Here is a 22,897-nt window from a genome sequence, read left to right on the forward strand (position 1 = left end):
TGGACAAGGCTGCCAGATATTTATGTATCAATCACTACATAAATGGAGAAACCAATGTCTTCCACCAAGTTGAACGACCGCAGGTTGAATGGCCCCAGGTTGCACGGCAAGTCGGCGCTCGTCACCGGCGGCAGCCGCGGCATCGGCGCGGCGATCGCACGAAGGCTCGCGGCCGATGGCGCCAGCGTCGCGCTGACCTATGTGCATGGCGAGGAGCAAGCCCGCTCTGTCGTCGCCGAGATAGAGGCCGAAGGCGGCCGCGCGATCGCCATCAAAGCCGACAACAAGGACGCCGCGGCGATAGACCGGGCGGTCGACGATGCCGTGGCCGCGTTCGGCCGGCTCGATATCCTGGTCAACAGCGCCGGTATCTGGCGAGCGGCGCCCATCGACACGCTTTCGCTCGCCGATTTCGATGAAACCATGTCGGTCAATCTCAGGGCTCCGTTCATCGCCTCGAAGGCGGCTGCGCGACACATGGGCGAGGGCGGCAGGATCATCTCGATCGGCAGCAATCTCGCCGAACGCGTCACCGACACCAGCCTTGGAGCATATTCCGCCAGCAAGGCGGCGCTGGTCGGCCTGACCAAGGCGCTGGCGCGCGACCTCGGCCCGCGCGGCATCACCGCCAACATCGTCCATCCCGGCTCGACCGATACCGACATGAACCCGGCGGATGGACCGCATGCCGAACATCAGCGCCGGAAGATGGCGACGCCTCGCTTCGGCAAGGCCGATGACATCGCCGGCATGGTGGCCTGGCTCGCCGGTCCGGAAGGACGTTTCGTCACCGGCGCCGCGCTGACCATCGACGGAGGCGCCAACGCCTGATTCCAGGGCGTTGCCCGGGCTGGAGCGAACACCCTCGCTCCAGCCGTCACGATGTTGTGAAACTGTTCTGCAACAGGCTTTCGGAAATTTATGAAAGCTTAACGAAATCGGTATGAATCGGTATAGTCGCGCCTTACATCCGCCATGCGGTGAGCGGGACGGTTAACGTGCGGAACGGGAACCGGTTGCGGCCGGAGCGGGTGATCCATGAAATTCCTCGGTAAAAAAGCAACCGCAGTGTCGCTGATGGCGATTACGGCGACACTTGCTTTCGGCACGCCTCAGGCAGGCGCTCAAGGGCTCTTCGACATGCTGTTCGGCGGCGGCGTCAAGCACGCGCCAAAAGGCGATTTTCCGCCTCCGCCGCCAAAGAACAAACCCAAGCCTAAAGTCTCGGCTGGTGGTGGCGGCGTGAAGATCAGCAGTCCCTCCTACTATACGTACAAGGCCGACAGGCTGGTGCGTGTCGACTTCTCGGCATTGGCGGCCGCGCCGCAGCCGGCGACGCCGCAAGACGCCGCTTTTGTGCCATCGGCCACGGTCGCTGCTTTCCACGAGGCCATTGCAGGGCTTTCCGATTATGAGCTCTACGCCGAGCCGGACATCGCCAAGGCGCTGATCGCCTACTACTCGGCCAACCCTGATTTCATCTGGGTGGGCGGAACCACCCCGAACAGCCGTGCGCAGGATGCGGTGCGGGTGCTGGGGGAGGCCGCGAGCTATGGCCTGGCGCCCGCCGACTATACGGTCGAGGTGCCCGCGGCCAGCGCGTCGACGGCCGACGAGGCGGCACGGCTGAAGGAACTCGTACGCTTCGAGATGGCGCTGTCGGCGCGTGTGCTGCGCTACGCCCATGACGCCCAAAGCGGCCGGATCGAACCCAATCGCATGACCGGCTATTATGATTTCCCGGCCAAGCCGCTCGACCTCGTGGGCGTGCTGAAAACATTGGCGCATACGCAGGAAGTGCGCACCTATCTCGAATCGCGCCATCCGCAGAACCCCGAATACCAGGCGTTGCGCGTCGAACTGGAATCCTTGCAGGCGAGCGCCGAAAACGAGATCGTCGTCGATCCCAAGCTGCTGCTGAAGCCGGGCGACACCAGCCCGGAGCTGCCGAAACTGCTGACGCTGATCGCGCGCAATCTCGATGACGAGATGGGCGGCGCCTATGGCGAGATGCTGTCGCGGCTGGCGACGAGCGAGGTCTACGTTCCCGAGCTGATACCGCTGATCAAGGCGGTGCAGCAGAAGGAAGGCATGAAGGGGGACGGCGTGATCGGACCGCGGACCGTCGCCTTGCTGGCCGGGACGTCTAAGGCCGACAGGCTGCTCAAGGTGCAAGTGGCGCTGGAAGAACTGCGCTGGCTGCCTTCCGACCTCGGCAGTCCGCGCGTTTTCATCAACCAGCCGGCATTCACCGCCAGCTATATCGACGACGGCCAGGAAAAGCTGAAGACGCGCGCCGTGATCGGCCGGACCACCAACCAGACCGCTTTCTTCTACGACCAGATCAAGCAGGTCGATTTTCACCCCTATTGGGGCGTGCCGCAGTCGATCATCGTCAATGAAATGCTGCCCCGGCTGCGCAACGATCCCGGCTATCTCGACCGTGCCGGCTATGAGGTGACCGATTCGCGCGGCAAGCGCATTCCGTCGTCGGCGGTCAACTGGGGCGGCTATGGCGCCAACATCCCCTACAGTGTGCGCCAGCAGCCGAGCGAGGCCAACGCGTTGGGCGAACTGAAGATCCTGTTCCCCAACAAGCATGCGATCTACATGCACGACACGCCGCAGAAATCGTTCTTCAAGCAGGACATGCGCGCGCTCAGCCATGGCTGCGTGCGGCTGCAGGATCCGCGCGGCATGGCCGCCGCCGTGCTCGACACCTCGGTCGACTACATCGCCGAGAAGTTGAAGCACGGACATTCGACCCAGGATGTGACGCGCAAGATTCCCGTCTACGTCGCCTATTTCACCGCCTGGCCCGACATGTCCGGCAAGGTCGAATATTTCGGCGACGTCTACGATCGCGATTCGCGGCTGAAGCAGGCCATGGACGCGACCGAAGCGGTGCGCTCGCCCTCGAGCTGATAATAGTCAACCTGCCGCCAGGGGCCGCCGGAAGCCGGCCTCGCGGCCGGCGATCAGCCAGTAGACAAGGCCGGCGAACAGGCCGGCGGCGGCGATGATGCCGATGTCGGCCCAGCGTTCAGGGTCCATGTCCTCCGTTGTGCCCGGCCATATCAGGAAAAAGCCGCCGGCAGCGGCGGCGGCGCCGAAGAACATGTGCAGCAGGAAGTTGCGCAGCGAGAAGAACTCGGCAATCAGCGCGAAGATGAGCGTCTGCAGGCCGGTCACCACGATCGTCAGGAAATAGACGAACATGCCGAGCGGCGGCACCACCAGGACCGCGATCGGGGTGACGCCCATGACGTCGAAATATTCGGGCGCGTCGGGCAGGGAACTGAGCGCGCCGTAAATCGCTGCCACGGCGACCAGGCCGACCAGCACGGCGACCAGATAACCGGCAAGCATCATCAGGATGCGCTTCAATATGTGCTTCGCCGTCGCCATGCCCATTCCCCAATGCGGCGCCGATGCAGTCAGCCATCAAAGACGAGCCAACGCAAGAGGAGCCGAAAGGCCGTGGCGTAATGGCCACGCGTTGCAGGCTGCTCAGGCGCCGCCGCACAAATGCTGCGCCGACAACTGCTGGCGCACGATCAGCCGAACGACAGGTGCTTGCGAGGAGCCTTATTTCGGCTCGGCGGTCACCGGGTCATAGGTGATTTCGACCTTGGCCTTGTCCGCGGTGTAGTAGGTGACGGTGTAGGCGCCATCATCCCAGTCGACTTCCTTCACATAGCGGAAGCCGTCGCGCTGCTCGACTTTGGCGAGGATATCCGACAGCTTCTTGGCATTGGGCGGCGGCAGCGGCGTGTCATCCGCGGCAAAGGCCGGCGCGGCGGCAAGAAGAACGGCGACGCTTGTCGACACGAGAAATCTGGACATGGTTTTCCCTCAAGGTTCAACAGAGGAAAACTCGCTGGTGGGTTGGTTTGTTCCGTAGCTAGAATGCATGACCATTGCATCTGCCCGGTGACCCTACCCGAAGCGAACTGTACCTTTAAGGGTTAACCTCAACCTGTTTCCTTAGATGGCGGAATTTGAACTGCGTTTTCCACTTCCGATCTATTTCACCCGCTTGCCAGTTCAGCGTCAATTTGCTTGGTTCTTTTTTGGGTCGTTGAGGGGCGGGATATGGCTGAAGGTAATCGTAATTTACTCGACACTGCGGTGGGGGTGGTTTCCCTTGCCGGCCTGCTTGCAGGCGGCATTTGGTATGCGACGGGCTTGCAAAGCCAATTGGATTCTGCGCAACGGGAAATCACCGACTTAAGGGCTAAGCTCGATACGGTGAGTGCGGCCAATGTATCGGCGAAGGGCATCAAAGGAGACAAAGGGGACCTAGGCGATGTTGGGCCAACCGGGCCCCGTGGGCCGAAAGGGGACCAAGGACCTCAAGGTGACGCGGGGCCTGCCGGCAAAGAAGGTTCAGGAGGCGTAGACGAGTCAAAGCTTAGAGCGCTTGTTGCTGCTGCTGTTGCCGCTCAGGCAGCAAAATCTCAACCCTCGGTCGTCAACAACGCGCTGGTAGATGCTGCGGGAAAATTCGACACGTCCAAATGCATTTTGGATAGTGATGTACGATCCGTGCCGCTTTTGACCGTCAAGGCCGGCATGCAGTTCTGCAAGGCAGATGGAACCCTGCTCACGATCGTCGAAAAGATTGCACCCGGCAATGTTATTCTTTTCAGAAACCCCGGCTCTGGCCGTTGGTACGTATACCAAGGAGAGAAAAACGGGTTCAAATGGGACACCGGGCGTCAATTTTACATAGAGCGCTTTGCAGAGGACGACGGAGAGCCAATTGCATCGCTACGCTTTCAAAGCAAATAGTTCCCAAGCGTCAAGTTCCTCCGGCCAAAATTCTAGATGAGGCCGAATGCGAAAATACTGAGCGCCAGTCCCGATCATTCTTGGGATTTTCGGTCCAATTCATCCAACCGCTTCGAAGGGTTAGATGGTGGGCGATGCAGGGATTGAACCTGCGACCCCACCCGTGTGAAGGGTGTGCTCTCCCGCTGAGCTAATCGCCCGCTCGTTGCCCGAAGGCCAAGCGAGCCGCGATATAAGGGAGGCAGGCTGGGGAAGTCAAGGCGGTGTCCGGCGTTCTGATACGGATCGGATTTGCCGCCATTCGGAACCTGTCGCCAGCGTGGCGCCGACCGCTTTTTTTGTCAGTGTCCCGCGGCGGCGATCAGCCGCTCCGCCAGTTCCAGCGTCAGTGCATCGAAATGCGAGATCACGGCCGAGGGCTCGAACTCGCGCACATGGCGGTCGGTGTAGCCGAAATCGACGGCGACGACCGGAATGCCGGCGGCCTTGGCGGTGTCGATGTCGGTTTGCGAATCGCCGACCATCAGGGCGCGGTGCGGATCGCCGCCGGCGAGCTTGATGGTTTCGGTCAAGTGGCGCGGATCGGGCTTGCGGAACGCGAACGTGTCCTGGCCGGCGATGGCCGCGAAATGCCTGGTCAAGCCGAGCGCTTCGATCAGCGCCAGCGAGTTGGCCTCGTATTTGTTGGTGCAGATGGCCAGCAGATAGCCTGCCTTCTCGAAGCGCGCGATCGCCTCGACGACACCGGGGTAGGGGCGGGATTTGCCGGGAATGTTGTCGGTGTAGTGATCGAGGAACAGCTTCAGCAGCCGGTCGTGCTCGGCGACGTCGAGCGATCGCTGCTGGGCGGCGTGCGCCCGCTCGATCATGACGCGGCCGCCATGGCCGACGAAGCGCCTGAAGCCGGCCTCGTCGACGGCCGCGAGCTCGCTTGCCGCCAGGCTGTGGTTGAGGCTGTCGAGCAGGTCCGGCGCCGTATCAATCAGCGTTCCGTCGAGGTCGAACACGATGATCGGGCGACTCATGATCCATCCTGCGCAGGTTTGTGCATCGGCAGGCGATAGCGGCTGCCGCGCGTCAAGGCAAGCAGACGGGTGGACAGGCTGCCAAAGGCTTTGATCACGGTCAAAAGCTTTGATCCCGGCGGCAAAAATGCTACGAGCCCAAAACACCAGGATTTCTGGGCAATAAGCGGCATGGATGCAAGACAGTTGAAGGTCGAGGCCGCGCGGGCGGCGCTTGCCCATGTCACGGATGGCATGCGGCTCGGTATCGGCACCGGCACCACGGCGGAAGAGTTCGTGCGGCTGCTTGCCGACAGGGTCGCAACCGGCATGACCGTCATCGGCGTGCCGACTTCGGAACGCACGGCCGCGCTGTGTCGCGAACTTGGCGTGCCTCTGTCGACGCTGGAGGAAACGCCGGAGCTCGATCTCACGGTCGACGGCGCCGACGAGGTCGATCCGGCGCTGACCTTGATCAAGGGCGGCGGCGGCGCGCTGCTGCGCGAGAAGATCGTCGCCGCGGCCTCGCAGCGCATGATCGTCATTGCCGACCGGTCGAAGATGGTCGAGACGCTCGGCCGGTTTCCGCTGCCGATCGAAGTCAACCAGTTCGGCCTGCGCGCCACCGAGATCGCGGTCGCGGCAGCGGCTGAAAAGCTCGGTCTTTCCGGTCCGGTTACATTGAGGATGACGGGAGGCCAGGCTTTTGTTACAGACGGCGGCCATTTTATCCTCGATGCATCTTTTGGCCGCATTCCGGATACAAGAGCGCTTTCGAATGCTCTCCACGCCATTCCGGGCGTGGTCGAGCATGGTCTTTTCATCGGGCTGGCGTCAGCGGCCATCATCGCCGGCGGCGACGGTATCCAAACCGTCCATGCCGCCCGAAAACCAGGGAGTTCTATCGACCATGATGTTGCATAACCGGGTTCGCAGCCTTTGCGCCGTTCTGGCGGCTTCGGCCGTTATCGCCTTCTCCTCGCCGGCGTTTTCACAGGATGTCACGGAATCGCACCTGAAGGCTGCCCGGGCGGCGGTCGCGGCGATCCATGCGACCGACCCGTTCGACAACATCTTGCCGCAGGCGGCGGCCGCGCTCGAATCGCAGCTCATCCAGAAGAACCCGGACATGCAGGAGCTGATCGGCAAGACGATCAACGAGAAGGCGCTGGCCATGGCCTCGCGCCGCGCGGATCTCGAGAAGGAAGCAGCCCTTGCCTACGCGAAGGTGTTTTCCGAAAAAGATCTCAACGACATCGCGGCCTTCTATACCTCCGAGGCCGGCAAGAAGCTGCTCGACAGCGGCCCGACGGTGACGCGTGATTTGGTCAAGGCGGCCGACATCTGGCAAAACGGCGTTGCCCGCGATCTCGCACAGCAGGTCGGCGAAACGCTGGCCGCGGCGGCCAAGGCGAAGGCGCCGGCGGCGCCCGCCGATGCTGCCGCCCCCGCGGACGGAGCCGCTCCCGCGGATGGCGCGGCGCCTGCCGATGGTTCGGCCCCCGCGGACAATTCGGCGAACTGATCAGCATCCTCAAACGGCCTTGCGGCCATTTGCGAAGCCCGGCTTGTCCGGGCTTTTCTTTTGACGGTTTGCAGCCTACCTGTGACGGGATTTCCGAAGCTCATTTTCCTGAAGTTCAAGGAGCCGCGTCATGGCCGGTTATGATTACGATCTGTTCGTCATCGGCGGCGGTTCCGGCGGGGTGAGGGCGGCACGCGTCGCCGCGTCGCTCGGCAAGCGCGTCGGCATCGCCGAGGAGTACCGGTTCGGCGGCACCTGCGTCATCAGGGGCTGCGTGCCAAAGAAGCTCTATGTCTATGCCTCGCAATTTCCGGAGCTTTTTGCCGACGCGGCCGGCTATGGCTGGACCGTGCCGGAAGCCACTTTCGACTGGCAAACGCTGGTCGCCAACAAGGATCGCGAGATCAGCCGGCTGGAGGCGATCTACAAGAAGAATGTCGAGGGCTCCGGCGGCGAGACCTTTCACTCGCGGGCGGTGATCGTCGACCCGCACGTGGTCCATCTTCTGGGCGAAGACCGCACCGTCACCGCCGACCAGATCCTGATCGCCACCGGCGGCCGTCCGGCGGCGCATCCGGCGCTGCCCGGCCACGAGCACTGCATCTTTTCCAACGAGGCGTTCGACCTCAAGGAGCTGCCGAAGGCGATCATGATCGAAGGCGGCGGCTATATCGCCGTCGAGTTCGCCAACATCTTCCACGGTCTCGGCGTCGACACCACGCTGGTCTATCGCGGCAAGGAGATCCTCAGCCGCTTCGACATGGATCTGCGCCGCACGCTGCACGAGACCATGGAGAAGAAGGGGATCAAGATACTCTTGCATTCGGTGACCGAGTGGGTGCGCAAGCGCCCGGACGGCCGGCTCGACGCCCTGCTCACCAGCGGCACGACGCTGACGGTCGACCAGGTGATGCTGGCCATCGGGCGTATCCCCAACACCGAGAACATGGGCCTTGAAGGCATCGGCATCGAGATGACCCCTGTCGGCGCGATCAAGGTCGACGATTATTCCCGCACCAACATCGACAACATCTGGGCGATCGGCGACGTCACCAACCGCGTGCAGCTGACGCCGGTGGCGATCCACGAAGCGATGTGCTTCGTGGAGACGGCATTCAAGGACAACCCGAGCGCACCCGACCACGTCACGATCGCGACCGCCGTCTTTTCACAGCCGGAAATCGGCACGGTGGGCCTGTCGGAGGATGAAGCCGTCAAGCGTTTCGCCGATATCGAGATCTACCGCGCCAGCTTCCGGCCGATGCGGCATACGCTGTCGGGCCGCGACGAAAAAATGCTGATCAAGTTGGTGGTCGATGGCGCTTCGCGAAAAGTGCTCGGCGCCCACATATTGGGGCCGGATGCCGGCGAAATGGCGCAGCTGCTCGGCATTCCGCTGAAGGCCGGACTAACCAAGGATGATTTCGACCGCACGATGGCCGTGCACCCGACCGCGGCGGAAGAGCTCGTCACCATGTACAAGCCGACATACCGCGTGAAGGACGGCGAGCGCGTCTGACACGCTTCGTCCGCCGCCTGGCGCTTGCGGTAAGGGAGCTATCGATGTCCGAAACCACCATTTCCGCACCGCTTGACGGTAGTTTTGGCGGACGTGTCGATCAGGTCGTCGACCGGGCCATCGAGGACGGGCGCATCGTCGGCGCCATGATCCTTGTCGCCAGGCGTGGCGAAATCCTCTACAGCCGCGCTGCCGGCCTTGCCGATCGCGAGACGAACAAACCGATGACGGCGGACGCGATCTTCCGGCTGTCGTCGGTGACCAAACCCGTGGTCGCGACGGCGGCACTTGCCCTGGTCGAAGCGGATGTCATCGGCCTCGACGATCCCATATCGAAGTACATCCCTGAATTCCGCCCGAAGCTGGCTGATGGCAGTGAACCCGTCATCACCATCCGGCAGCTGCTGACGCACTCCGCCGGGCTCAGCTACGGTTTCCGGCAACCGGCGGACGGACCCTATCATCGCGCCGGCGTCTCCGACGGTCTCGACCAGCCCGGCCTCTCCATGGCCGACAACCTCGACCGCATCGCCTCGCTGCCGCTGTCCTACGTGCCGGGAACCGGCTGGGGCTATTCGGTGGCGATGGATGTGCTGGGCGAGGTTATGGCGAGGGCCACCGGCGTTTCCTTGCCGGAGCTGGTCGATCGCCTGGTCGTCCAGCCGCTCGGCATGCATGACGCATCCTTTGCCGTGCGCGATCGATCGCGGCTGGTGACGCCCTATGCCGACGGGCAGGGCAAGGCCGTCGCGATGGGCTCGTATCACCGCGTGCCCTTCGCCGACGGTTTTATCGCATTCTCGCCCGGCCGCGTCTTCGACCATGCTTCCTTCGCCTCGGGCGGCACCGGGATGAATGGGACGGCAAGCGATGTCCTCAAGCTGCTCGAAGCGCTGCGTTCGGGCGGCAAGCCAGTCATCCACCCCGATATGGCAGCGGCGATGACCATGGACGCGATACCGGGTCTTGAAACCACCATGCCCGGCTGGGGCTGGGGGCTCGGATTTGGTGTCCTGCGCGACCCGCTCGCAGCATCGACGCCCCAGACCGCCGGCACCTGGCGCTGGGGCGGCGTCTATGGTCATTCCTGGTTCGTGGATCCGGCATTGGACCTGACGGTGGTGGCACTGACCAACACGGCGATAGCAGGCATGATGGGCGCCTTCCCCGACGCACTCCGCGACACCATCTACGGCAGGCAGGTCTAAGATCATTTCGGGGAGAGAGGGTTCCGCCGCCGGCGACTGCCAGCGGCGGAAAGCGTTGACGCTGCTACAGCAGCGTGCCGCGCAGGATCACCAGCGCCGCCGAGAAATAGATCACCAGGCCGGTGACATCGACCAGCGTGGCAACAAATGGCGCCGAGGCGCTGGCCGGGTCGAAGCCGATCCGTTTCAAGGCAAACGGCAGCATCGATCCCGACAGGGAACCGAAGGTGACGATGCCGACCAGCGCCGCGCCGACGGTCGTGGCGATCAGCGGCCAGTGCGGGCCGTAATCGTAGAAGCCCATATATTGCCAGAGCGCGATGCGGCAGATGCCGACCACGCCGAGCATGGCGCCCAGCACGAGGCCGGTCGGCAGTTCGCGCAGCGCCACCCGCCACCAGTCGCGCAGGCCGATCTCGCGCAACGCCAGCGCCCGGATGACCAGGGACGTCGCCTGCGAACCGGAATTGCCGCCGGAGCTCATGATCAGCGGGATGAACAAGGTGAGCACGATCGCCTTCTCCAGCTCGCCCTCATAGCTTTGCATGGCGTTCGCCGTCAGCATCTCGCTGATGAACAGCGCGCAAAGCCAGCCGCCCCGCTTCCTGATCATGGCGAGGAAGCTCATCTTCATGTAGGGTTCGTCGAGCGCTTCCATGCCGCCGAAGCGGTGCACGTCCTCCGTCGTCTCCTCGATCATCGTGTCGATGATGTCGTCGATGGTGACGATGCCGAGTATCTTGCCATGGTCGACGACGGGAACGGCGAGCAGATCGTATTTGGAGATCGTCTGCGCCAAGGTTTCACGATCGGTCAACGGGGTGACGGTCACCGGCATACGATCAGGCGCCACGGACATGATCGAGTCGTCGGGTTCGCCGGTGATCAACCGGCGCAGGCCGGTCGAGCGCACCAGGAGATGCGTTTGCGGATCGACGATGTAGATCGCGTAGACGGTTTCGCGTGTCCGCTCGACCTTGCGGATGTAGTCGAGCGTGCGCCCGACGGTCCAGTCCGAAGGGACGCTGACGAACTCCGTCGTCATGATCGATGCGGCGCTGCTTTCGGGATAGCCCAGGATGGAAAGCAGGGTCGCGCGCAGCGGTGGTGCCAGCGCACCGAGGAGTTCCGAGCGTGCCGGTTCATCGAGCTCGCGCAGGATGTCGGCCGCGCGGTCGACGGACATGGCGGTGAGCAGCTTGCTTGCCTTGGGGCGGGGCAGGGCCTCCACGAGTTCGGGAGCGTCTTCAAGTTCAGGTTGGTCGAAAATCTCGACCAACCGCTCGAACGGCACCTCGCAAAGCAGCTCGGTCGCTGTTTCACGCGATTCGTGATTGAGTGCCTCGACCACGTCGGCGACATGGTCGTTAGCAAGGATGCGGGCGATGGCGACGGCCTCGTCGTCCGCTACGGGGAAAAAATCGTTCATGGTTCACTCCTTGCCGTCCGGCAGGACATGAACCGTTCAGGTCACGTCTAGGCGGACGGCGGTTGCGTTCGACTAATACTGTCGCCAGGCATGGCGCGGTGACCTTTCCGCTTGCGGGTTTGCGTTTCGACTGTCTGCAAGCCGGCGCAACATAGAAGCGCGCCTTGCCGAGTCAATCATCGTGAGGGAGGAAAACGGCGCCTGACGGCTCCGATCGCGAGACTGTGATCACCGGCCGCCGCCAGGCGCGGCAAGTCACGGTGAAAGCGTCGTTATTTCTGCTTCAGCCGGCGCGGGAACCGCAGCCATTTGTCTTCGACCGGCCGCGGCTGCGCGAGGATCGTGGTGAGTTCGACAGGCAGGCTCGGAGCCAGGGGCTTCTTGGAGGCGACGCCGTCGGCGATCAGCACCATCGAGTGGTAGAACTCCGTGCCGGCAACGGATCTCGGCGCCACGGCTTCGTGCATGACGCTGATCACCGTGACATCGGGGCAGTTGTCCTTGATGGCTTGATGGAAGGCAATCTTGCCGTCGGGATCGAGTGCACCGGTTGCTTCGTCGAGGAACAGCAGCCCCGGCTGCTGCAGGATGATGCGCGCCACAACCAGCTTCTGCTTCTGGCCGCCCGACAGAACCTGATCCCAGCTTTTGCCCTCACGGTGCTCATTGGCCATGTGCTCGATGAAGTCGCCAAGGCCGGCCTTGTGCAGCGCCGCGGCCACCTGTGCGTCGCCATGGTTGTATTCGGAGCCCGGCAGGCAGACCAGCTGTTTCAGCGACACCTGCTGCAGCTTGACCTCCTGGGCGGCATAAAAACTCTTCACCCCTTCGGGGAAGACGATCGTGCCGCGGCCATAGGGCCACAGGCCGTTGATCGCCTTGATCAGCGAGGTCTTGCCGCAACCGGACTCGCCCTTCAGGAACGTCCACTCGCCGCGCCGGAAGCGCAGGTTGGCGGCACTGAGGAACGGCGTTGCGTCCTCGCCCTGATGCGCCAGTTCGAGTTTCTGGATGGTCAGGCCGAAGACCGGATTCTGGCTGGCATAGTTAAAGTCGGAGCGGCCGGTCTGGCTGTAGAATTCCTGCGGATGCTGAACAGTCTCGATCGCATTCGCGAGTTCGGTGACACGCTGGCTGTTGGCGCGCAGCGTGGCGATCGCCGGCATGACATGGATGAACCACGAACACTGGCCGATCAACGAATTGACCAGTTCGGAGCCGGTGATATAGCCCTTGAGGTCAAGGCCGTTATGGATGAACGGCACGAGGCCGGGGCCGTAGGCGACAATGCGGGCGCCGATGAAATTGTAGATCAGCTCGAATGACATATAGACGGTGTTGACGATGTTCAGCCGCGACCAGGTTCCGTCGATGTCGACATAGAGCCGGCGATGCATGCTCTTCTGCACACCCTCACCGTGGGATGCCGCGACATGGAAGCTGCGGCGCAGGAACGTCGTCAGCTCGCCGCGGTAGCTGCCTTCGGCCTGCTGCATGCGAACGTTGAGGCGCTCGAGCAGGCTGCCGAGCCTGACCGCGATCCATGTGTTCAACGGCACGTAGGTGGCGACCGCCAGGAAGGCCAGGACGGCACTGCCATAGCTGCCGAGGAACTCAAGCCCTTTCACCTCGACGGAGTTTTCAAGCAGCTTCTGGCCGACGAAATAGAGCGAGGTGGCGACGCCAAGCACACCCATGGCCAGCCCAATGGCGCCGCCGGTCATGTCCTTGATCGATTCCTGGATGCGCTGGTCGATGTTGTCGGGAGCGGGCGTGCTGCCGCCGGTCGACGCATGCTGCGCATGGAAATGCGTGTGGTTGCCGTCGAGCAGCGCCTCGTTGAAACGGCTGTCCAGCCAACCGCGCCATTTGCGGTGCAAGGTTACCGAGACAAGGTTGCGGACGCCCGTGAAGCCGGCGTCCTTGAGCACGACCAGCAATACGAGGATGCCGGCGTTGACCAGCAGGGTGCGCAGCGGCGTGGTGTTGGCGGCGTCGTGGAAGAAGGCGATCGAATTGACCAGTTCACCGGACGCTTCGGCGAACCAGACGCCTGCCTTGCTGGATGCCGCGGTGAGCAGTGCGATCACCACTGTCAGCGTCCAGGCTTCCTTCCAGCGGTCCGAAATCCAGTAGGCTCGCATGAGCCCCCAGAAACTGCGCATCGAGGATACCGGCGTCAAAAGCGACTGCCCTGCGGCGCCGCGGTGTAGTCCATCCGGTACTGACTCCTGCGATCGTCTGCCGATCCGAATCACGATCCCGCCCAAACCTTTTTTCTTTTGTTACGGATGGTAACACCAATTGATCATTTTCTATTAATTTTTGTAGGGGGTCAGCCGGATTGTGGTGGCGAGCGTGTCGACAAGGCAACAGGACGGGCTTTCCCAGCGCCGCGAGAAAGCCGACGAAGGGGCAATTTAACACAATAATTTCAAATGATTACCCGATGGCGAGCCGAGACGCCTTCACCTTCCCTTGGGGAAGGCATTTACACGGTTTCGTTACTCTTTTGGCTTACCCGGCAGGCCGATTTTTCGGCGCGGACCAATCCGAATTTGCGAAAACACGCCGTTCTGGATGCCTGATTCCTTGCCGCCGCTATCTTTGCCGGCAGCCGGAAATGGCCCGTGATCGGCTCAGCCGACCTTCTCCAACTCGCCACGCGCCTTGGCGGCCGCCACCTGACGGATCGCGTCGGCCAGGGTGTCGGCATCCTGCGCGCCCATCACGGCATATTTGCCTTCGAGCAGGAAGCACGGCACGCCTGATATGCCCATGCGCGCGGCGGTAGCGATCTCGGTGCGCACCGCTTCGACATCGGCGTCGGTCGGCAGCAATGTCTCCACGACGGACGCATCCATGCCGGCCTCGCGGGCGGCTTCGACCAACACGGCATGGTCGCCGATGTTGACGCCCTGCTCGAAATTCAACTGGAACAGGCGGCGCACCAGACTGTTCTGCACGGCCTCACCGGCGGCGCCGGCCCAACGGATCAGGCGATGCGCGTCCAGCGTGTTGGGCGCCACCTTGATGGCGTCGAAGGCAAAGGAGATGCCCTCGGCCTCGCCAAGCGGCTCGATGCGGGCGTGAATTTCGCGAATGCGCTCGTCGCTGCCGAACTTGGCCAGCATGTATTCACGGCGATCCTTGCCCTGGGGCGGAATGGTCGGGTCGAGCTGGAATGGCCGCCAGCGTATGTGCACTTCGACATCGCCGGCCGCGGCGACCGCCTTGTCCAGCCGCTTCTGGCCAATGAAGCACCACGGGCAGACGACGTCCGACACCACATCGACGGTAATGGCGTTCGCTTCGCTCATCTCGATCTCCGGATTTTCAGTTCGGCTTGCGCCACCATGTTGGCAGTTGATAACCGAATATGGGCGTCTTCTTCGGATGTTCCAGATAATTCCAGTAAGCAAGCCATTGCTGCGTGTTGTACTGCATCGGCACCATGTAGTTGCCCGAGATCAGCAGCCGATCGAGGACACGGACCGCGGCGACATAATCTTCCTTCGAGCGAGCCCGCAGCATTGCCTCGATCGCGGCATCGATCGCCGGGTCGGCGACGCCGGCGAGATTGAACGATCCTTCGGTCTTGGCGGCGTTGGACGACCAACGCCCGATCTGCTCGATGCCTGGGGAGAGCGAATTGTTGAAGCCGCTCGAGCCGACCAGCACCTCGAAATCGAAACGCTGCTTGCGCGACTGGATCTGGTCGCCGTCAAGGCTGCGGATGCTGACGTTGATGCCGATCTTCTCCAATGTGCGCTGGTAGATACCGGCCAGGCGCTCCTCGTCTTGCGAAGAGGTCATGATCTCGAAACCGAATGGCTTGCCGTCGGGATCGAGCATCGTGCCGCCCTGCAGGTGGTATCCGATGCTTTTCAGGAGATCGAAAGCCGTCTTCAACACCTTGCGGTCCTGGCCCGAACCATCGGTCACCGGCGGTTTCCAGGTGCCGTCCATCACGTCGGACGGCACACGGCCGGGGTAGGGCGCCAGCAGCGCCTTTTCCCTGTCGTCGGCCGGATGGCCGAGCGCGGAAAGCTCGGAGTTCTGCCAATAGCTCATCGTGCGCGCGTATTTGCCGCCGAACAGGTTCTTGTTGGCCCATTCGAAATCGTAAAGCATGCCGAGCGCGCGCCGAACCACCGGATTGGAGAACTTTGGCAGCCTGGTGTTGAACAAGAAGCCGGTCACCACAGGCGGAATGCCGGTGTCGAAGGTTTCAGAGACCACCTCGCCCTTGTGGAAGGCGGGGAAGTCGAGATCGCGCTCGCGCTTGACCGGATCGCCGTCATCGTCGATGGCGCAAAGGCCTTTCTTGAACGCTTCGAGCTTGGCGTTGGCGTTGAGGAAATATTCGATGGTGATCTGGTCGTAATTGTCGAAACCGCGCTTGGCGGGAACGTCCTTGCCCCAGTAGTCGGGATTGCGCTTGAAGACGACGCGCTGGCCGGGCTGCACCTGCGCGATCGTGTAGGGACCGCTGCCGATCAACGGCTTCAACGTCGTCCTGTCGAACGTGTCCATGGCGAAGGCGTGCCTGGGAATGATCGGCGTCAGCGCGATGATCAGTGGAAACTCGCGATCGGCCTTGTCGTTGAAGGTGAAGCGCACGCTGTGGTCGCCGGTCTTTTCCAGCTTGGCGATCCTGGCCATGCGGTCGCTGTAGGGCGGACGGCCTTTCTGCGTGTAGGCATCATAGGTGAACAGCACGTCTTCGGGTGTCACCGGCTGCCCGTCGGACCATTTGGCCTTCGGGTTGAGATGGAATTCAATGCTCTTGCGCTCCGGGTCCATGTCGGCGCTGTCCGCCAGCAGCCCATAAAGGGTAAAAGCCTCGTCCGCACTGCGCTGCATCAGCGGCTCGAAGACCAGATTGCCGAAGATCGTGTCCATCATGCCGCGCGCCGTCGTGCGCAGGCTCTTCAGGATGAAAGGGTTGAGGTTGTCGAAGCTGCCGACGACGCAATAGGTGATGCTGCCACCCTTCGGCGCGTCGGGATTGACGTAGCTGAAATGGGTGTAGTCCGGCGGCAGGGCCGGTTCGCCCTGCATCGCAATAGCGTATTTTGGCGCCGAAAGCGCTGGCTGCGGCAGGGTGAGAAACGATATCGCGGTGATCAGCCAAACAAGAACGCGGCCCATGACCGTCTCCTTAACAGGTCGGCTTGATGATTCGATGCGCACACTAGCATGAGGCGGCTGCGTGCCGGCCAATGGTGTCATCAAGAATTACAAGTGGGCGGGCTGGATTCGACACCGCTTGCAGTGTAACACGCCGTCCGAAGTCATTCTGTTGCCTCATTTCGGCAACAGGTAGCTGGACCACGCGGCGCGAAGAAGCCGGTCCCGGGATTATTTGAGAGGAAGTGCACGACATGACGAGCCTGAACAGCAATGCGTACCGCCTTTCGGTCATGGCCGCGGGCGTGGTCGGCTTTCTGGGTGCAGGGCTTCCCGCTGCTTCCGCACAGCAGCAGCCGCAGATTCCACAGGGCTGGTTCAAGGCCTGCACCAAGCAGGAAGACGTCGACATCTGCAACGTCCAGAATATCGTCACCGCGGGCAATGGCCAGCTCGTCACCGGTGTCAGCCTGATCGAGCTCAAGGGCAAGGTGAACCGCAAGGTGTTCCAGGTGACGGTCCCGACGGGCCGCCTCGTGCCTCCCGGCATCGGCCTGCAGATCGACACCGGCAAAGCGCAGAAGCTCGACTATGTCATCTGCTTCCCGGACCGTTGCGTGGCCGAAGTGCCGCTGACCGACCAGCTTGTCGCCTCGTTCAAGAAGGGCCAGGGGATCACGCTGACCTCGATCAATTTCCAGAACCAGGCCAACCCGATCAAGATCGCACTGCAGGGCTTCAGCGGCGCCTATGACGGCCCGCCGCTGCAGCAGTCGGACATCGAGGACCGGCAGAAGAAGCTGCAGGACTTCGTCGCCAAGAACAACCAGGACTTCGCCAAGAAGCTCAAGGACGAACAGGACAAGGCGAAGACCGCCAACTGATCACCGGCATCGGGCCAATACCGAAGCCAGAGAAAAAGCGGGGTCATGCCCCGCTTTTTTCGTTCCTGGACGCATCCGGAATGCCGGAAAGTCAGTGCCTGGACTGCCGTTTCGGCTCGTAGCGTCCATCCGGCCTCTTGTCGAACATCTCCTTGATCTGCGGATGACGAACCGGCTCGCCCGATTGATCCGCCAGCAGATTCTGCTCGGATACGTAAGCGATGTATTCGGTTTCCGAATTCTCGGCGAGCAGATGGTAGAATGGCTGATCCTTGCTTGGCCGCACGTCCGCGGGGATGGCCTCGTACCATTCGTCGGTGTTGGCGAATTGTGGATCGACGTCGAAAATGATGCCACGAAACGGAAACAACCGGTGGCGAACCACCTGTCCGATCGCGAATTTGGCCGTTTTCATCGTACTCACCACTGAATTCCTTGGCTTTATTTGGCGCAGACTCCGAGTCAATTCAATCCCGAAGCGTTTTTAGCGTCTTCAAGCTACGCAGCGCGCGGAGCAAAGTTTTTGATTGAAGTCGCGATATCGCGGCAAAATCCGCAAGATCGTCAGTTTCGCCGCACCGGCTTTCGCAGGCCACCCGCAAGTGCTGCAAAGCCGCTGCCGGGACGAAGTCCCTCGCGCATGAAAAAGGCACGCAGCGGTGCAACGCCCCCGAGCACGCCGAGACCGGCACCGCGCGCCATCTGCGCCGGCAGCATGTCGGAAAGCAGCGACATGTTGAGCAGATTGACAGCGCTGCTGCGCGCCAGGATGTCGGGCCGGCGTTTGAAATCGTAGGCGGCCAGCGCCTTGGGCTCGCCAGGGTCTTCACGATTTTCGCTCGCGATTCCAACCAGATCGTCAATATCCCTGATGCCCAGGTTGAGACCCTGCGCGCCGATCGGCGGGAACAAATGGGCGGCCTCGCCGACAAGCGCCACCCGATGCCGGGCAAAGCGCAGGGGGGTCACGGTCGAAAGCGGATAAATCTGGCGGCCCGGCTCCACGGTCACCCGGCCCAGCATCGACTGCATCTGCTGCTCGACCCGCAACGAGAGCGCTGCGTCGTCCAATGCGGCAAGCTCCCTGGCGGTCTCGGGCTTGACCACCCAGACGAGGCTCGAGCGATCGCCGGGCAGCGGAACCTGCGTGAACGGACCGGTCTCGGTATGGAACTCCGTAGAGGTGGAAGCGTGGTCGCGGCTATGATGGAAGTTCAGGACGAGCGCGGCTTGAGGATAGGAGCGCGACGCGGTCGAAATGCCCGCTGCCTCGCGGGCGGGCGACAGGCGTCCATCGGCGGCGACCGCCAGCGATGCGCCGACCTCGCTGCCGTCGGCGAGAGCGGCATGGGCCATGTCGGCGTCGAGATGCCAGGTCTTGACCATCGACACCAGCCGTTCGATCCCCGGATGCGCGGCAACCTTGCTGGCCAGTGCGGGGCCGAAGACGGCGTTGGGCAGATTGAGCCCGAACTGGTCCTCATCGATCTCGCTGGCGCGGAAGGTGACGACGGGACTGCGGATCAGCCGGCTGGTCGCATCGACGATGCGCATCACTTTCAAGGGTGCGGCGTTGGGCTTGATGTCTTCGAGCACGCCGAGCCGTTCAAGCACCTTCAAAGCAGGGTTCATCAGGGCCGTGGTGCGCCCATCGGGGACCGAAGCCTCCGGCCCGACGAGCGTTACCCGGAAACCGGCATCGGCGAAGGCAAGTGCCGCGATCAGTCCCGCCGGCCCTGTGCCGGCGACCAGTATCCGTGCTGTTTGCTTACGCTCCAAGATCGGTTTCCGGCTTGCTGTGCGAGGCGGGCCACCCGGCCTGCCAGTTGCTGAGCATATAGGTCAGATCATGCGGCTTGATCAACGCGGCGATTCGGCCCATTCGGTTGCCATGACCGGCCACCAGGACGACTTCAGCCATCTCGACCGCGCCGGCCGCGCCATGGCCGACATTGCACGCAACCCGCGCTTGACGGTCAACGTCGTTGTGGGCGCCGGCATCGCGCTTGCCTGGCTGTTCCTGGCCGCTATGGCGATCCGCGGCGCCGAGACCGGCGGCAGCGCGCCCGGCGACGCTCTGCTGCGCCACCTGCCGCAACTGCCGCTGCCCGATGTCCTGGAACGGTTCTTCGCGCTCTGCCTGTCGCCGGCGCCGCTGGAGGGAAGCATCGGCCCGCGCGCCTTGGCGCTCATCCTGATGTGGTTCCTGATGGCGATCGCGGCGATGCTGCCTTCCGCGGCGCCGATGATCCGCACCTATTGCGAGATCGCCGATACGGCACGGATCAAGGGGGAACCCGTCGTCCACCCGCTGGTGCTGGTCGCAGGGTATCTCAGCGTCTGGTTCCTCGCCTCCGCGATGTTCGCGGTGCTGACGCTTGCGGTGCATGCATCCGCCGCGTCCGGCCAGATGTACGATCCGGTGCTGGGCATCGCCGGCGCCTTCGCATTGCTGGTTGCCGGCCTCTACCAGTTCAGCGGCCTCAAGCAGGCCTGCCTGAAGAAATGCCGGAACCCGTTCTCGATCCTGTTTTCGAACTGGAGCGCGAGAGCCGTCCGCGTCTTCCGGCTCGGAGTTGCGCAAGGCTTATGGTGTTTCGGCTGCTGCTGGGCGCTGATGCTGGTGATGTTCGCCGTCGGCGTCATGAACGTCTTCTGGATGGCGTTGATCGGTCTGTTCACCCTCATCGAAAAACAAACGGCGAGCCGTCTTCCAACCCGGCTGGCCGGTGCGATACTGCTTGTCTGGGCAGCCGCGCTGCTAGTAGTCTCGCTTTGAGTGGGGGAAATTCAATGACAGATCCGGGCTGGGCAATGAAAGGAGAGCTCGTACTCTCCTGCAATTGCACGGTTTTTTGCCCTTGCGTGTTGTCGCTTGGCAGTCATCCGCCAACCGAGGGCTATTGCCAGACCTGGGCGGGTTTCCGTATCGATGCCGGTCATTTCGGAGAGGTCGACCTCTCCGGCCTCAACCTGGGACTGGTCATGGAAATCCCCGGCTACATGAGCCGCGGCAACTGGACCGCGGGCCTGTTCATCGACCAACGCGCCTCGATCTACGCCGTCAAGGCGCTGACCAAGATCTTCACCGGCAAGGCGGGCGGGACCACGTCGCTGCTGTCGATCCTCGTCGGAAAATTCCTGGGCGTCGAACAGGTCCCGATCACCTATGAGACGCGGGACAAGACGCGCATCTTCCAGATACCGAAGATCATCGACGGGGCGGTGACGCCGATAGCGGGCAAGGATCGCGAGAAGGATACGGTGATCAGCAATTCGGAATACTGGATCGCGCCGGAGATCATCGTGGCCAAATCCGACAAGAGCAAGATGCGGGCCTTTGGCCGCAACTGGAATTTTGCCGGCCGCTCGGCCGAAATCTGCAAGCTGGATTGGCGGGGCCCGTGAGCAAGAACACAACGCCCAAGAACTTGGCGCCCAAGAACTCGGCGCCCAGGAACTTGGCGGCCAGGAATACGGCTGCCAGAAAAGCCGCCAAGAAGATCGCGGACCGGATTCCGCGGCCGAGGAAGAAAGTCACCTGGCCGCAGGCAAGGGCGTTCTCGGTGCATCTGCTGACCGCCTCGGGCTCGTTCCTGGCCTTCCTGTCGCTTGTGGCGGCGAGCGAAGAGCGTTGGACTGCTATGTTCTGGTGGCTCGGGCTGGCATTGTTCGTCGACGGCATCGACGGGCCGATCGCCAGGAAACTCGAGGTCAAGGAAATCCTGCCGACCTGGTCGGGCGAAATGCTCGACAACATCATCGACTACGTGACCTATGTGCTGATCCCGGCCTTCGCGCTTTACCAGCGCGGCTTCATGGGCGAGGGCCTGTCGTTCCTGTCGGCGGCGATCATCGTCGTCTCCAGCGCGATCTACTATGCCGACACCGGCATGAAGACGAAGGAGAATTTCTTCAAGGGGTTCCCCGTCGTCTGGAACATGGTGGTGTTCACGCTGTTTGTCATCGAGCCGGGACAATGGGTTTCGTTCGCGGTGGTGGTGGTGGCCGGCATCCTGACCTTCGTCCCGATCAATTTCATTCACCCGGTGCGGGTGGTGCGGCTGCGGCGCATCAATCTGACAATGACGCTATTGTGGTGCGCTTTCGGCGCGCTTGCGCTTGCGCAGGCGGCTCTCGCGGCCTTCTACGACCAGATCGGCGTGCTTGGCGAACAGGTCGGCACGTTCACCAAGATCGGTATTTCCGTTACCGGGCTTTACCTCGCCTGCATCGGTGGCATCATGCAGTTCTTTCCAAATCTTGGTGCCAAGAAGGCCTGACCAGCCCACGTCTCGAGGAAGCCCATCCATGTCCAAAGCGATCCGCATCCACGCCCATGGTGGCCCGGAAGTTCTGACCTACGAGGATGCCGATCCCGGCCAGCCGGGTTCGGGGCAGATCCTGGTCAGGCATACGGCGATCGGCCTCAATTTCATCGATGTCTATCATCGCTCCGGCCTCTATCCGCCGCCGGGCGGATTCCCGCTCATCGCGGGCAGCGAGGCCGCCGGGGTGGTGCTGAAGGTGGGGCAGGACGTCGACTGGCTGAAGCCGGGCGATCGGATCGCCTATGCGGTGACGACAGGTGCTTATGCCGAGGAGCGCGTCATCGATGCCAGCCGGGTCGTCAAGGTTCCGGATGGCATCAGCGACGAACAGGCCGCGGCGATGATGCTGAAAGGCATGACCGCCGAATATCTCCTGCGCCGGACCTTCAAGGTGAAGGCAGGCGACACGATCCTGTTTCATGCCGCGGCCGGCGGCGTCGGGCTCATCCTTGGCCAATGGGCGAAACATCTGGGCGCAACCGTCATCGGCACGGCAAGCTCGACCGACAAGATCGAGCTCGCCAGGGCGCACGGCTTCGACCATGTCATCAATTACAAGGAACAGGATTTCGTCGCCGGCGTCGCGGCCATCACGGGCGGCAGGAAATGCGACGTCGTCTACGATTCGGTCGGCAACGACACATTTCCGGCCTCGCTCGACTGCCTGAGGCCGCTCGGCATGTTCGTCAGCTTCGGCCAATCCTCGGGGCCGATCCCGCCGTTCTCGATGTCGCTGTTGGCCCAGAAGGGCTCCTTGTTCGCCACGAGGCCGACGCTGTTCGTCTACAACGCAAAGCGCGAGGACCTTGACGCCTCGGCGAAGGCCCTGTTCGAGGTGGTGCTGAGCGGCGCCGTCGAGATCAAGATCAACCAGCGTTATGCGCTGAAGGATGCAGGCAAGGCGCACTCGGATCTCGAAGGCCGCAGGACCACCGGAACGACAATTCTCGTTCCTTAGTCCCGCCAGCCTTGTTATCCCTTGAATTTCCGCTGAAATTCTTGAAGCTCTTTCAAGACGCGTGCCGCTTTCCGTTGAGAGCCGGCGGCGCCTACCATGCTTGCGGGAACAC

Annotated in this window: 21 protein-coding genes and 1 tRNA gene; 12 read left to right on the forward strand and 10 right to left on the reverse strand. The window is 62.5% G+C overall.

Translation table 11 applies throughout. From position 1 onward, the window contains the following. Positions 1–54: 54 nt before the first annotated feature. Both MESOP_RS22110 and MESOP_RS22115 read left to right on the forward strand, forming a co-directional pair. Positions 55–831 (forward strand): 3-oxoacyl-ACP reductase family protein, encoded by a 777-nt coding sequence (locus tag MESOP_RS22110; RefSeq protein WP_013895570.1) that lies wholly within the window; start codon positions 55–57, stop codon positions 829–831. 207 nt (positions 832–1,038) lie between these two features. After that, positions 1,039–2,925: a L,D-transpeptidase family protein gene (locus MESOP_RS22115; RefSeq protein WP_013895571.1), complete on the forward strand. Its 1,887-nt coding sequence runs from the start codon at positions 1,039–1,041 to the stop codon at positions 2,923–2,925. A gap of 6 nt (positions 2,926–2,931) precedes the next feature. On the opposite strand, the gene MESOP_RS22120 is transcribed toward MESOP_RS22115, so the two are convergent. Beyond that, complete coding sequence (locus tag MESOP_RS22120; protein ID WP_041164226.1) at positions 2,932–3,414, reverse strand: hypothetical protein; 483 nt, start codon at positions 3,412–3,414, stop codon at positions 2,932–2,934. A 174-nt stretch (positions 3,415–3,588) separates the two neighbouring features. Further along, complete coding sequence (locus tag MESOP_RS22125) at positions 3,589–3,846, reverse strand: PepSY domain-containing protein (RefSeq protein WP_013895573.1); 258 nt, start codon at positions 3,844–3,846, stop codon at positions 3,589–3,591. Positions 3,847–4,095: 249 nt separating this feature from the next. On the opposite strand from MESOP_RS22125, the gene MESOP_RS36035 reads away from it, so the two are divergent. Beyond that, positions 4,096–4,794, forward strand: coding sequence for a collagen-like protein (locus tag MESOP_RS36035; RefSeq protein WP_013895574.1), 699 nt, complete (start codon positions 4,096–4,098; stop codon positions 4,792–4,794). Between the two features lie 125 nt (positions 4,795–4,919). On the opposite strand, the gene MESOP_RS22135 is transcribed toward MESOP_RS36035, so the two are convergent. Continuing rightward, positions 4,920–4,994 (reverse strand) — tRNA-Val (locus MESOP_RS22135). 141 nt (positions 4,995–5,135) lie between these two features. Beyond that, entirely contained in the window at positions 5,136–5,819 is a 684-nt protein-coding gene (locus tag MESOP_RS22140; RefSeq protein ID WP_013895575.1) for a phosphoglycolate phosphatase, read from the reverse strand. 171 nt (positions 5,820–5,990) lie between these two features. Here MESOP_RS22140 and rpiA point away from each other — a divergent pair, with 171 nt between their 5' ends. The 4 genes from rpiA to MESOP_RS22160 all read left to right on the forward strand — a co-directional run bounded on the left by rpiA (position 5,991) and on the right by MESOP_RS22160 (position 10,050). Beyond that, positions 5,991–6,722, forward strand: coding sequence for a ribose-5-phosphate isomerase RpiA (rpiA, locus tag MESOP_RS22145; protein ID WP_013895576.1), 732 nt, complete (start codon positions 5,991–5,993; stop codon positions 6,720–6,722). Continuing rightward, positions 6,709–7,323: a DUF2059 domain-containing protein gene (locus MESOP_RS22150; RefSeq protein WP_013895577.1), complete on the forward strand. Its 615-nt coding sequence runs from the start codon at positions 6,709–6,711 to the stop codon at positions 7,321–7,323. The genes rpiA and MESOP_RS22150 overlap by 14 nt, the downstream gene beginning before the upstream one ends. 130 nt (positions 7,324–7,453) lie before the next feature. Continuing rightward, on the forward strand, positions 7,454–8,842 hold the full coding sequence (gene gor, locus MESOP_RS22155; RefSeq protein ID WP_013895578.1) for a glutathione-disulfide reductase: 1,389 nt from the start codon (positions 7,454–7,456) through the stop codon (positions 8,840–8,842). A gap of 44 nt (positions 8,843–8,886) precedes the next feature. After that, a complete protein-coding gene (locus tag MESOP_RS22160) occupies positions 8,887–10,050 on the forward strand; it encodes a serine hydrolase domain-containing protein (protein WP_013895579.1) in 1,164 nt (387 codons plus the stop codon). A gap of 64 nt (positions 10,051–10,114) precedes the next feature. On the opposite strand, the gene mgtE is transcribed toward MESOP_RS22160, so the two are convergent. From mgtE to MESOP_RS22180, 4 genes are all read right to left on the reverse strand, one after another. Then, positions 10,115–11,479: a magnesium transporter gene (gene mgtE, locus MESOP_RS22165; RefSeq protein ID WP_013895580.1), complete on the reverse strand. Its 1,365-nt coding sequence runs from the start codon at positions 11,477–11,479 to the stop codon at positions 10,115–10,117. A gap of 272 nt (positions 11,480–11,751) precedes the next feature. Beyond that, complete coding sequence (locus MESOP_RS22170) at positions 11,752–13,644, reverse strand: ABC transporter ATP-binding protein/permease (RefSeq protein WP_013895581.1); 1,893 nt, start codon at positions 13,642–13,644, stop codon at positions 11,752–11,754. Positions 13,645–14,118: 474 nt separating this feature from the next. Next, positions 14,119–14,799: a DsbA family oxidoreductase gene (locus MESOP_RS22175; RefSeq protein ID WP_013895582.1), complete on the reverse strand. Its 681-nt coding sequence runs from the start codon at positions 14,797–14,799 to the stop codon at positions 14,119–14,121. Positions 14,800–14,815: 16 nt separating this feature from the next. Beyond that, positions 14,816–16,633 carry an extracellular solute-binding protein gene (locus MESOP_RS22180; RefSeq protein WP_013895583.1) on the reverse strand — a complete coding sequence of 606 codons (1,818 nt, stop codon included), beginning with the start codon at positions 16,631–16,633 and terminating at the stop codon, positions 14,816–14,818. A 233-nt stretch (positions 16,634–16,866) separates the two neighbouring features. Between MESOP_RS22180 and MESOP_RS22185 the strand changes: the two genes are divergently transcribed. After that, on the forward strand, positions 16,867–17,496 hold the full coding sequence (locus tag MESOP_RS22185; RefSeq protein ID WP_013895584.1) for an invasion associated locus B family protein: 630 nt from the start codon (positions 16,867–16,869) through the stop codon (positions 17,494–17,496). 91 nt (positions 17,497–17,587) lie between these two features. Here the strand turns inward: MESOP_RS22185 and hspQ are convergent, their stop codons facing one another. Together hspQ and MESOP_RS22195 are read right to left on the reverse strand one after the other, a co-directional pair. Then, on the reverse strand, positions 17,588–17,911 hold the full coding sequence (gene hspQ / locus MESOP_RS22190) for a heat shock protein HspQ (RefSeq protein ID WP_041164227.1): 324 nt from the start codon (positions 17,909–17,911) through the stop codon (positions 17,588–17,590). 149 nt (positions 17,912–18,060) lie between these two features. Beyond that, positions 18,061–19,275: a UbiH/UbiF family hydroxylase gene (locus MESOP_RS22195; protein ID WP_013895586.1), complete on the reverse strand. Its 1,215-nt coding sequence runs from the start codon at positions 19,273–19,275 to the stop codon at positions 18,061–18,063. A gap of 70 nt (positions 19,276–19,345) precedes the next feature. Between MESOP_RS22195 and MESOP_RS22200 the strand changes: the two genes are divergently transcribed. From MESOP_RS22200 to MESOP_RS22215, 4 genes are all read left to right on the forward strand, one after another. Further along, complete coding sequence (locus tag MESOP_RS22200) at positions 19,346–20,275, forward strand: DUF2182 domain-containing protein (RefSeq protein ID WP_013895587.1); 930 nt, start codon at positions 19,346–19,348, stop codon at positions 20,273–20,275. 14 nt (positions 20,276–20,289) lie between these two features. Beyond that, a complete protein-coding gene (locus MESOP_RS22205) occupies positions 20,290–20,904 on the forward strand; it encodes a DUF1326 domain-containing protein (RefSeq protein ID WP_013895588.1) in 615 nt (204 codons plus the stop codon). A 95-nt stretch (positions 20,905–20,999) separates the two neighbouring features. Next, positions 21,000–21,779, forward strand: a complete 780-nt coding sequence (pcsA, locus tag MESOP_RS22210; protein ID WP_280739558.1) for a phosphatidylcholine synthase — start codon at positions 21,000–21,002, stop codon at positions 21,777–21,779. 28 nt (positions 21,780–21,807) lie between these two features. Next, positions 21,808–22,785, forward strand: coding sequence for a quinone oxidoreductase family protein (locus MESOP_RS22215; protein WP_013895590.1), 978 nt, complete (start codon positions 21,808–21,810; stop codon positions 22,783–22,785). Positions 22,786–22,897 lie beyond the last annotated feature (112 nt).

Origin of the sequence: Mesorhizobium opportunistum WSM2075 (assembly GCF_000176035.2) — a bacterium.
GTDB classification, from domain to species: domain Bacteria; phylum Pseudomonadota; class Alphaproteobacteria; order Rhizobiales; family Rhizobiaceae; genus Mesorhizobium; species Mesorhizobium opportunistum.

Bases quoted from the DNA above. Each gene is read 5' to 3' on its own strand.
- MESOP_RS22110 (WP_013895570.1), top strand. From the start codon at position 55: ATGTCTTCCACCAAGTTGAACGACCGCAGGTTGAATGGCCCCAGGTTG.
- MESOP_RS22115 (WP_013895571.1), top strand. From the start codon at position 1,039: ATGAAATTCCTCGGTAAAAAAGCAACCGCAGTGTCGCTGATGGCGATT.
- MESOP_RS22120 (WP_041164226.1), bottom strand. From the start codon at position 3,414: ATGGGCATGGCGACGGCGAAGCACATATTGAAGCGCATCCTGATGATG.
- MESOP_RS22125 (WP_013895573.1), bottom strand. From the start codon at position 3,846: ATGTCCAGATTTCTCGTGTCGACAAGCGTCGCCGTTCTTCTTGCCGCC.
- MESOP_RS36035 (WP_013895574.1), top strand. From the start codon at position 4,096: ATGGCTGAAGGTAATCGTAATTTACTCGACACTGCGGTGGGGGTGGTT.
- MESOP_RS22140 (WP_013895575.1), bottom strand. From the start codon at position 5,819: ATGAGTCGCCCGATCATCGTGTTCGACCTCGACGGAACGCTGATTGAT.
- rpiA (WP_013895576.1), top strand. From the start codon at position 5,991: ATGGATGCAAGACAGTTGAAGGTCGAGGCCGCGCGGGCGGCGCTTGCC.
- MESOP_RS22150 (WP_013895577.1), top strand. From the start codon at position 6,709: ATGATGTTGCATAACCGGGTTCGCAGCCTTTGCGCCGTTCTGGCGGCT.
- gor (WP_013895578.1), top strand. From the start codon at position 7,454: ATGGCCGGTTATGATTACGATCTGTTCGTCATCGGCGGCGGTTCCGGC.
- MESOP_RS22160 (WP_013895579.1), top strand. From the start codon at position 8,887: ATGTCCGAAACCACCATTTCCGCACCGCTTGACGGTAGTTTTGGCGGA.
- mgtE (WP_013895580.1), bottom strand. From the start codon at position 11,479: ATGAACGATTTTTTCCCCGTAGCGGACGACGAGGCCGTCGCCATCGCC.
- MESOP_RS22170 (WP_013895581.1), bottom strand. From the start codon at position 13,644: ATGCGCAGTTTCTGGGGGCTCATGCGAGCCTACTGGATTTCGGACCGC.
- MESOP_RS22175 (WP_013895582.1), bottom strand. From the start codon at position 14,799: ATGAGCGAAGCGAACGCCATTACCGTCGATGTGGTGTCGGACGTCGTC.
- MESOP_RS22180 (WP_013895583.1), bottom strand. From the start codon at position 16,633: ATGGGCCGCGTTCTTGTTTGGCTGATCACCGCGATATCGTTTCTCACC.
- MESOP_RS22185 (WP_013895584.1), top strand. From the start codon at position 16,867: ATGACGAGCCTGAACAGCAATGCGTACCGCCTTTCGGTCATGGCCGCG.
- hspQ (WP_041164227.1), bottom strand. From the start codon at position 17,911: ATGAAAACGGCCAAATTCGCGATCGGACAGGTGGTTCGCCACCGGTTG.
- MESOP_RS22200 (WP_013895587.1), top strand. From the start codon at position 19,346: ATGCGGCTTGATCAACGCGGCGATTCGGCCCATTCGGTTGCCATGACC.
- MESOP_RS22205 (WP_013895588.1), top strand. From the start codon at position 20,290: ATGACAGATCCGGGCTGGGCAATGAAAGGAGAGCTCGTACTCTCCTGC.
- MESOP_RS22215 (WP_013895590.1), top strand. From the start codon at position 21,808: ATGTCCAAAGCGATCCGCATCCACGCCCATGGTGGCCCGGAAGTTCTG.